The organism is Stecheria intestinalis, assembly GCF_009696165.1.
GTDB lineage: Bacteria > Bacillota_I > Bacilli_A > Erysipelotrichales > Erysipelotrichaceae > Bulleidia > Bulleidia intestinalis.
Genome location: NZ_VUMN01000031.1, coordinates 22,628 through 32,119 on the forward strand (window position 1 = coordinate 22,628; position 9,492 = coordinate 32,119).

Here is a 9,492-nt window from a genome sequence, read left to right on the forward strand (position 1 = left end):
ACAATGGAATCAGAAGCAGTATCCGGAGGAAATCATGAAAACCAGATTATCCAGAAGCACGTGGGCAACCATCATCCTTTTCGGCTTCATCGGCCAGATTGCCTGGTCGGTGGAGAACATGGAATTCAATGTCTTTCTGTTCAATGAAATCGGCGGGAGCACGCATGATATCGCCGACATGGTCGCATGGTCTGCAATTATCTCGACCATCACGACTCTGATCATGGGCATTCTCAGCGACAAGGCAGGACACCGCAAGCGCTTCTTATGCTGGGGATACGTGATCTGGGGGCTCATGACCATTGCCTTTGCGGCAATCTCCAGAGAACATACGGCTGCCTTATGGCCTTCTCTTTCTGCCGCCGAGGTGCTGAGCCGGACTGTGTTCTTCGTGATCCTGCTCGACTGCATCATGTCGTTCTTCGGCTCTGTTGCCAATGATGCAAGCTTCAACGCATGGGTCACTGAATCTACTGATGAGACGAACCGGGCTTCGGTAGAAGGCGTGCTGAATGTATTTCCGATGCTCGCTATGCTGGTGGTAGCAGGCGGGTCCGGCATCCTCACCGAAACGATCGGATGGCCAGGATTCTTCTTAGCCGTCGGAGGTGTCGTCACGCTCTGCGGTCTGCTCGGCCTGAAGTTTGTCAAAGACTCGAAGACAGTTTCTTCGAAAGAGTCTCTTTCCTTTCTGGAAAGCGTATGCTACGGATTCCGTCCTTCCGTGATCCGGAAGAACCCGAAGTTCTATCTGACCCTTGCAGCCATGTGCATCTTCAATATCTCCGTGCAGGTCTTCATGCCGTATCTGCTGATCTACCTGCAGTACACGCTCGGCTTTGATACGATCACCTATTCCATGGTCATGGCCATTGTCATCATCCTTGCCTCCGTCATGTCCGTTCTCATCGGCAAGATCACGGATCAGAAAGGAAAGGACAAAGTCTTCCGCACTGCCATCTTCCTATATGCCGGCGGACTGCTGCTGGCATCACTGATGCGTGAGCCGGTCTTATTCGTCATTGCCGGAACGATCATGATGACCGGATACGCTGCGGTATCAGTCGTATTCATGAGTGCAGTCAGAGACTATACGCCGATCGATCATGTCGGCATGTTCCAGGGCATCCGGCTGCTTGCCTATGTGCTGCTGCCGATGCTGATAGGGCCTTACATCGGAACATTCCTGATTGATCATTCTGATGCAGGCACCTATATCAACTCCTATGGAGAGCTGGTCTCTCTCCCGGTACCTGCATTGTTCACTGCCTCCGCGCTGATCAGTCTTCTGATCCTGATCCCGGCAAAGAAACTATTCGTGCAGAAATCATCTTCATAATGAAAAGGAGGACTGATGAATATGAGCAATCCCGCTTTCAGAATCAATGTGCGTATTTTGTTTCAAGGTTCTCCGGCTCTTCCGGAATCTCGCCAGCAAGCTCGAATCCTTTTCTTGCGGCCAGCACGGCGATGATTTCATTGATGACCGCAGCTGCAGCAATCGTTCCTTTGACGATTGAAGCAAGATCCGGTCTGACTGGTTCCAGCACTGCACAGATGATGCCGGTGAATACCAGCGATACGCCAGAGTGCGGCAGCAGCGTCAGCCCGAGATACTTCTGTACCGTCTCCGGCAGATGCGTAGCCTTTGCTCCGAAGCGGGCACCGAAATACTTCCCGGCAGCTCTTGCGGCGATATAGACAAAGGTATAGAGACCAGCACCTGCAATCAGGTGATAATCCAGCGGCGCGCCGAGATCCACAATCGCAACGATCAGACTGAGCTGCAGAATCGGATGATACCATTCCGCGATCTGATTCAGGCGTTCCTCAGAAACCAGGTTCGAGAATACCGTGGAGAACGAAACTCCGATCAGCATGTAATTGATCGTGATATTCTTCAGCACAGCGGTATTGAAGAAATACCCGATGGCCGTGCAGAGTGTCACGCCGATCAGAATGGTTACGAGTGTTTCCGCCTTCTTTCCGTCCTTCTTCAGAGGGGCAGAAAGCAGAAAACCGATTGCAACGCCGATCAGAATCGGCAGGAAAATCATGACCGGAATCATATACAGCGGAACTGTTCCGCCGGATACTGCTCTCGTGATGATGGAATCTACCGTGAAGAACACGACAATTCCGACCACATCATCCAGCACTGCCATCGGCAGAAGCGTATCGGTGACCGGACCCTTGGTTTGGAATTCCTGGACAATCGAAAGTGCCGGTGCCGGAGCAGTTGCTAAGGCAATTCCTCCGAACGCTGCTGCCAGATACACCGGAATTCCGGAGAAATGGAAAATGATTCCGAATACCAGCGTCACGACCGCAAACGTTCCCAATGACTGCGTCAGCGTGGTCAGCACCAGAGCCTTGCCATAAGACTTCAGCTTTCTCCAGATCAGTTCTGTTCCGAGCATGATGCCGAACGAGCACTGCATCCAGCTGATGATGACTTTATACCAGTTGGAATCCAGCAAGGTCTGCGGCAGAACACCTGCTGCATTCGGTCCCAGAATCATTCCCGCAATCAGCCATCCGAGAATTTCCGGAAGCTTGATCTTCTTTACCAGTTTTCCCATCAGGAACGCAGCTGCAATTCCCGCAATCCATTTCAAGATTACCATTTCATTCACCTCTTCCTGATTCCATTCAGAAATATATCCAATGCCAGATCTTCTTCTTTCTCAGAACTGGTTTCTTTCTCGCTCAGATGCCTTGCATTCCGATCATCCAGGAACTTCAGGATCAGATTCACAACTTCTTCCTCTGACAGTTCTTCTCGCAGCGGAATCTGTCTGACCGCATTGCGGATCAGCTGCTTTCTTCTTTCATCAAAAGCATTCCAGGTTTCCCTGATTTCTGTTTTCACTTCTTCCGGCGGAAACAGAACTGCGCTCTCAAACAGACGTGCATCATCGGGATGAAGCTTGTAGTATTCGTTTCTGCATTCAAAGTACTCCTTCAGAAGATTTCCTTCCTGATTCTGCAGATGTTCATTCAGATACCGGATCATCTCCTGCTGACAAGTCCGGATGCATTCGAGGTACAGCATCTCCTTGGAGGGAAAGTAGTGGTAGATGATCCCTTTGGAGATTCCCTGCTCTTCGCAGATGACATTCAGGGAGCCTGCCTCGAAGCCATGTTCTGAGAATTCCCGGATTGCCCCGTTCACGATTTTCGAACGAGTCTGCTGATTCTTTTCTTCCCGTTTCATCTCATGCACCTCCTGCACACGAGAATTGTTATATGCTTTTTCGACCATGTGGTCAATAGGCTTTTCTGCAATTCTGTTTACAGGAGATCGGGGACATGATATGATGCCAGAAAGAACCAGGAAGGGGTGAGAAGATGAGAATGCATTTCTGCCGTTAATCAGCATGATAAAATCTGTCATCGGTTTCGTCATGCGCGCAGAAATGATTCGTTTCTTCTCGGTAAGTTCTCTTACGCATGAACGGAATGCAGTCATTTTCTGCATTCCGTTTTTTTCATGAAGAAAGGAGAACCCGATGTCTGAAATTGTGATTCACGATCTCAGCTTTACTTATGAAGGCTCCTATGAGCCTGTATTTGATCATCTGAACCTGCGTCTGGACAGTGACTGGAAACTCGGTCTGATCGGCCGCAACGGCCGCGGAAAGACCACGCTGCTGAAACTGATGATGCACGAATATCCCTATACCGGATCCATCCAGTCTGTCTGCAGGTTTGAGTATTTTCCCTATGAGGTAAAAGACACTGAGGATCTATCCATACATATCGTCAATGAGATTGCCCCATCTGCCGAGCAGTGGGAGATGGAACGCGAACTGTCTCTCTTGAAAGCTGATGACAGCATTCTCTGGATGCCATTTTCTTCTCTCTCTGGCGGAGAGCAGACCAAAGTACTGTTAGCCGCAATGTTTCTGAAGGAGAATGCGTTCCTGCTGATTGATGAGCCGACCAATCACCTCGATGAAACCGGAAGAGCAGCTGCTGCCGCTTATCTGAACCGCAAGAAAGGATTCATCCTGGTCTCTCATGATCGTGCATTCCTGGATGCCTGCACAGACCATACCATGGCCATGAACAAGACCGGCATTGAAGTCATGCAGGGCAGCTATTCGATCTGGCGGAAAGAGAAAACCGCCAGAGATCAGCTGGAGATCAAACAGAATGCCAGGCTGCACTCTGAGATCCGCCGGCTGGAAGAAGGCCAGCAGCGTACTGCAAAATGGTCCGATCAGGTCGAGAAGTCCAAGATCGGCGCTGGCGATAAAGGCTATGTAGGCCATATGGCGGCAAAGATGATGCAGCGCTCGAAGAACATCGAACGGCGCCGGAAGAATGCGATCACTGAGAAAGAAGGTCTGTTGAAGGATATTGAGGAAAGCGAATCCCTGAAGCTCATTCAGCCTGCCTGGCATTCTTCGGTCATGGTCTATGCCCAGCATCTTTCGCTCTATTACGGAGAGGTCTGCATCAAAGAAGACTTGAACTTCTCCATTCATCCAGGCGACCGGATTCAGCTGTACGGAAAGAACGGATGCGGGAAGACCACATTGCTGAAGCTCATGAACGGCCAGGATATCCGTACGGAAGGAACCATCCATCTCGGAGCAGGACTGAAGTGTTCCATGATCTTCCAGGACAGTTCATTCATGCAGGGAAATCTCAGAAGCTATGCCGATCATCTGAAGATCGATATTTCCCTCTTCCTTGCCATCCTGTGCAAGCTCGGCTTTTCCAGGGAGCAGTTCGACCGTCCTCTGGAAGAGTGCAGCGAAGGACAGAAGAAGAAAGTCCAGCTGGCCGGAAGTCTGTCTCAGTCTGCTCATCTGCTCTTATGGGATGAACCGATGAACTATCTCGATATCGAATCAAGAGAACAGATCGAAGATCTGATTCTCACCTGGAGCCCGACCATCATATTTGCCGAACATGATCAGTACTTCTCCGAAAAGATCAGAACCGGAATCATCCGCTTCTGATTCCGGTCCTTATGGTAGAATCTAGGAAACATAGGAGAATGATATGAATCTGATCTGTCCGAGAAATTATGATCCGGTCCTTTCGGTCCGGGAAACTCAGGAAGCCATCAAATATATCCGTGATACCTTCCAGAAAGAATTCGGAAAGGAATTATCTCTTTCCCGCATCAGCGCCCCGCTCTTCGTCACGAAGAAAAGCGGTCTGAACGATGATCTCAATGGCATTGAACGGCCGGTCTCCTTCGACCTGCAGGAAATGCCGGGAGAACGCATTGAAGTCGTGCAGTCCCTGGCCAAGTGGAAGCGGTATGCCCTGAAGAAATACGGCTTCAATGTCCATGAAGGCCTCTATACCAACATGAACGCCATCCGCCGTGATGAGATTCTGGACAACCTCCATTCATGCTATGTGGACCAGTGGGACTGGGAGAAAGTCATCACGAAAGAAGAACGTACCGAAGAAACTCTGGAAACGGTCGTGAAGCAGATCTTCAAAGTCATCAAGCACATGGAACATGAAGTCTGGTACAAGTATCCGGAAGCAGTATGCCACCTGGCAGATGAGGTATTCTTCATCACCAGCCAGGAACTGGAAGACCTCTABCCTGACCTATCTGTCAAAGACCGCGAAAACGCAATCGTCCGTGATAAGAAATGCGTCTTCATCTCGAAGATCGGCTGGCCGCTGAAACGCAGCCATCATCCGCATGACGGCAGAGCTCCGGACTATGATGACTGGAACCTGAATGGTGATCTGCTCTTCTGGCTTCCGAGTCTTTCCAGAGCCATTGAGATTTCCAGCATGGGCATCCGCGTCGATGAGAATTCCATCCAGGAACAGTGCAAGGCTGCTCATTGCGAAGGCAGATTGTCTCTTCCGTACCACAAGATGATTCTGAACCAGGAACTGCCTTATACCATCGGCGGCGGCATCGGTCAGTCAAGACTATGTATGTTATTGCTGAACAAGGCACATGTCGGAGAAGTGCAGGCATCGATCTGGCCGGATGAGATGATCGCAGAATGCGAATCACATCATATTCCTCTTCTCTAGAAAGGATGCCTATGATCAGAGAAATCTATCTTGCCGGCGGATGCTACTGGGGAACTCAGAAGTTTCTCGACAGCATCCAGGGTGTAACAAAAACAGAAGTCGGCTTTGCAAACGGATCCGTTCCTTCGCCAAGCTATGAGCAGGTCAAGCATACCGAAACCGGGCATGCAGAAACGGTTCATGTCTTCTATGACGATTCTGTTATTTCACTGAAAACCTTGCTGGAGCTCTTCTTCAACATCATCGACCCGACTTCTCTGAATCGTCAGGGCGCAGATCATGGCACTCAGTACCGCACCGGCATCTACTGCCTCAATGACTCAGATCTCAATACTGCACAAACTGCACTCAAAGACCTGCAGAAAAGATATACCAGCCCTGTTGTTGTGGAGTGTCTTCCTCTGAAATGTTTCTACACAGCTGAGGAATATCATCAGAAATATCTCGACAAGAATCCTGGCGGATACTGCCATGTATCTCTCGGCATGATTCAGAAAGCAAAGAACTGGAAACCAGGAGACTCCACGGATCTCCGGAAGTGATTCCGAGCCTGAAAGAAAAACCGAATCTCATGGAAATGCTAGCAGACTCAGAAGAAGATCTCCGCACTGGCATAGTCTCGCCATGATCTGATTCTTTTTCATCGATCAGGGAAGAACTGAAAACCAGACAAATCCTTACTCTGTCTGGTTCTGTGATTCTGCCCACTGCATCAATGCAGAAACAATGAGTTCAGTCGTCTCATTCATCATGATGTTGAAACGCTTATAGCCCTCTTCTTTATATGCATCAATCGGCTTCACCTGCGCATAGCTCCTGAGACTGACTCCCTGCTTCAGATGCTCCATGAAGTCCACATGCGGGATCCAGCAGCGATCAATGCTCTGCAGCATCACCACTTTCTCCACATGCTTCAGGATCTCCGGATCTGTATCTTCTGTCAGCGAGCGGAACTTCTGCTCGCTTTCTTCTCCGCGCTTCAGACGGATCAGTTCCATCACATGTTCTGATGGATCATCCATATCGAGAATCCGGCTGCGCTGTTCGTAGACCACCTCACGCTGCTCGCTCAGCACATTGTCAAATTCCAGAGTTCTCCTGCGGGCATCAAAGTGAAGTCCCTCTGCCCTCTTCTGAATCCGGTCCGCAAATGCCCGCATCTGCGCATCCGATTCTTTTCCAGCCAGGTAGTGAGCAATCACTGCCTGACCTTCTTCTCCTGCATACTTCTCGAACAGGTCATCATCCATGGCCACATAGAATCTGGAGAAACCCGGATCTCCCTGCCGGCCGGATCTTCCGCGCAGCTGATTGTCGATGCGCGCTGCCTCATGACGTTCCGTACCAAGCACTGCTAATCCGCCAAGCTCCGCAGCCCCTTCGCCAAGCCGGATATCCGTTCCGCGTCCTGCCATATTGGTCGCTACCGTCACCGCATACTTCTGACCAGCCTTGGCAATGATTCCTGCTTCATCCGCATCATTCTTGGCATTAAGCACCTGGTGAGGAATTCCTTCTTTCTTCAGCATCGCACTGAGCTGTTCATTGATTCCTACGGATACCGTCCCGACTAAGACCGGCTGTCCTTTCTCATGCAGAGCTTTGATGTCTTTCACGACGGCTTCATACTTCTCATGCCGGGTCCGGAAGATCTGATCCGGTTCATCAATTCTTCTGACCGGCTTATTGGTCGGAATGGCATAGACTCTCATGTTATACGTATCCAGGAACTCTGCTTCCTCGGTCTTTGCCGTTCCGGTCATACCTGAAAGCTTGTCATACAGACGGAAGAAGTTCTGATACGTAATCGAAGCCAGCGTCACCGTTTCCTGCTTGATATTCACATTCTCTTTTGCCTGGATGGCCTGATGAAGTCCATCGCTGAACTCTCTGCCTTCCATCTTTCTGCCGGTGAACGTATCAACCAGGATAATCTCATTATCTCCGACGACATATTCCACATCCCTGCTCATCAGGTAATTCGCTCTTAATGCATTCTGGATGTAATGCACAAGCTCTGCAGTCTGATCTGTATAAAGATGCGCAACCCCGAAAGCCTTCTCTGCCTTGCGGATTCCTGCCTCGGTCAGAGTCACGCTGTTATCCTCCCGGGAAACCGTATAATCCGCATCCCGCTTCAGACTCTTGGCAAACCGGTCGGCATTGATGTAATTCTGATCCAGTACCGGACCAGGTCCGCTGATGATCAGCGGTGTGCGGGCTTCATCGATCAGGATCGAATCCACTTCATCCAGTACCGCATAGTGAAGACCTCTCAGAACCCGGTCCTTCGGGTCATAAACCATATTGTCCCGCAGATAATCAAAGCCAAGCTCGGAATTCGTTGTATACGTGATATCACACAGATACTGCTCCCGCTTCTGTGCCGGACTCAGCTCATGAAGATTGCAGCCGACCGAAAGACCGAGAAAGCGATACACTTCTCCCATCCAGCTCGCATCACGGCTGGCTAGATACTCATTGACCGTCACGACATGCGCACCTTTACCCTCCAGGGCATTCAGATAGATCGGCATAACTGCTGTCAGGGTCTTTCCTTCACCGGTCTTCATCTCCGCAATATCGCCGCCATCCAGCAGCACGCCGCCCAGCAGCTGCACCGGATAAGGAAACTCTCCCAGCACTCTCCGGGATGCTTCGCGAGCCGTCGCGAACGCTTCCGGAAGAACCTTCTCCAATCTTTCTCCTGAAGCGATGCGTGCTTTCAGCTCCGGCGTCTTTGCCTGCAGCTGCTCATCGCTCTTGTCTGCATACTCTGCTTCCAGATCCAGGATCTTCTTTACCTGTTTTTCTGCTTCATGATAATGACGCTTCTCACTGCTGAATAAATCACCAAAACTCATTGCTTGTTCCTCTCCTTCTTTCTGTTTTTCACTTCAAAAAGAAAGAAGTCCTCGGAACAAGCTCCCGACTGATGCACCCGGACATCAGAAACAGCATAGTCAGATCAAGCAGTACCCATATGATTCTCTGCTCTTCCTTCCTCGGAAGAATCAGAACCAGAGAAACCGGAAGAATCGCTGCAGGCATAAAGCCAGGAAGCGTCTTATGTTCTTCCGTATGATCAGGAACCATCTCTGAAGATTCCTCAACCCCATTCTGTTCTGCAATCCGTTCCGGGAGTCTGACCGATTCTCCATCAGAAAACCTCAGTGCCTGTCCCTGCAGACAGCCCGCAAGAAAAACAAGCACTGCTGCCGCAATGCAGAATCCCAGCAGTTTCCGGATCATCAGTTCCGCCGTCATGGCCTATATTCTACAACGTCTGAAAATCCAGGGCTACCTTCACACCAAAAAGCCTGTTCTTTTCAGAACAGCTTCACTTGTAAAAGTTAACGCAACCCTGGTATTGCATTAAGTATGTCTGAACAAGAAGTTATAAAGGGCTTGCATTAAGTAGATCTGAAACGGTTCTTCCTTTAACATTTAGATATCAGCCAGATT

8 protein-coding genes are annotated in these 9,492 nt (G+C 50.0%); 4 read left to right on the plus strand and 4 right to left on the minus strand.

Annotated features, from left to right (window positions below):
- Positions 1 to 34 precede the first annotated feature (34 nt).
- The gene (locus FYJ51_RS11115; RefSeq protein WP_105304814.1) at positions 35 to 1,339 is read left to right on the plus strand and encodes an MFS transporter; all 1,305 of its coding nucleotides are present in this window, start codon (positions 35 to 37) and stop codon (positions 1,337 to 1,339) included.
- A 43-nt stretch (positions 1,340 to 1,382) separates the two neighbouring features.
- Here the strand turns inward: FYJ51_RS11115 and FYJ51_RS11120 are convergent, their stop codons facing one another.
- Together FYJ51_RS11120 and FYJ51_RS11125 are read right to left on the minus strand one after the other, a co-directional pair.
- Complete coding sequence (locus FYJ51_RS11120; RefSeq protein WP_154505660.1) at positions 1,383 to 2,627, minus strand: cation:proton antiporter; 1,245 nt, start codon at positions 2,625 to 2,627, stop codon at positions 1,383 to 1,385.
- Between the two features lie 5 nt (positions 2,628 to 2,632).
- Positions 2,633 to 3,217 (minus strand): TetR/AcrR family transcriptional regulator, encoded by a 585-nt coding sequence (locus FYJ51_RS11125; protein WP_167836614.1) that lies wholly within the window; start codon positions 3,215 to 3,217, stop codon positions 2,633 to 2,635.
- A 295-nt stretch (positions 3,218 to 3,512) separates the two neighbouring features.
- Here FYJ51_RS11125 and abc-f point away from each other — a divergent pair, with 295 nt between their 5' ends.
- The 3 genes from abc-f to msrA are packed head-to-tail and all read left to right on the plus strand — an operon-like array spanning position 3,513 to position 6,569.
- Entirely contained in the window at positions 3,513 to 4,973 is a 1,461-nt protein-coding gene (gene abc-f / locus FYJ51_RS11130; RefSeq protein ID WP_154505664.1) for a ribosomal protection-like ABC-F family protein, read from the plus strand.
- 43 nt (positions 4,974 to 5,016) lie between these two features.
- Positions 5,017 to 6,027 carry an aspartate--ammonia ligase gene (gene asnA / locus FYJ51_RS11135; protein WP_154505666.1) on the plus strand — a complete coding sequence of 337 codons (1,011 nt, stop codon included), beginning with the start codon at positions 5,017 to 5,019 and terminating at the stop codon, positions 6,025 to 6,027.
- A gap of 11 nt (positions 6,028 to 6,038) precedes the next feature.
- Positions 6,039 to 6,569 carry a peptide-methionine (S)-S-oxide reductase MsrA gene (gene msrA / locus FYJ51_RS11140; protein WP_105304822.1) on the plus strand — a complete coding sequence of 177 codons (531 nt, stop codon included), beginning with the start codon at positions 6,039 to 6,041 and terminating at the stop codon, positions 6,567 to 6,569.
- 135 nt (positions 6,570 to 6,704) lie between these two features.
- On the opposite strand, the gene secA is transcribed toward msrA, so the two are convergent.
- On the minus strand, positions 6,705 to 8,891 hold the full coding sequence (secA, locus tag FYJ51_RS11145; protein ID WP_154505668.1) for a preprotein translocase subunit SecA: 2,187 nt from the start codon (positions 8,889 to 8,891) through the stop codon (positions 6,705 to 6,707).
- 28 nt (positions 8,892 to 8,919) lie between these two features.
- The gene (locus tag FYJ51_RS11150) at positions 8,920 to 9,294 is read right to left on the minus strand and encodes a hypothetical protein (protein ID WP_105304824.1); all 375 of its coding nucleotides are present in this window, start codon (positions 9,292 to 9,294) and stop codon (positions 8,920 to 8,922) included.
- Positions 9,295 to 9,492: the final 198 nt, after the last annotated feature.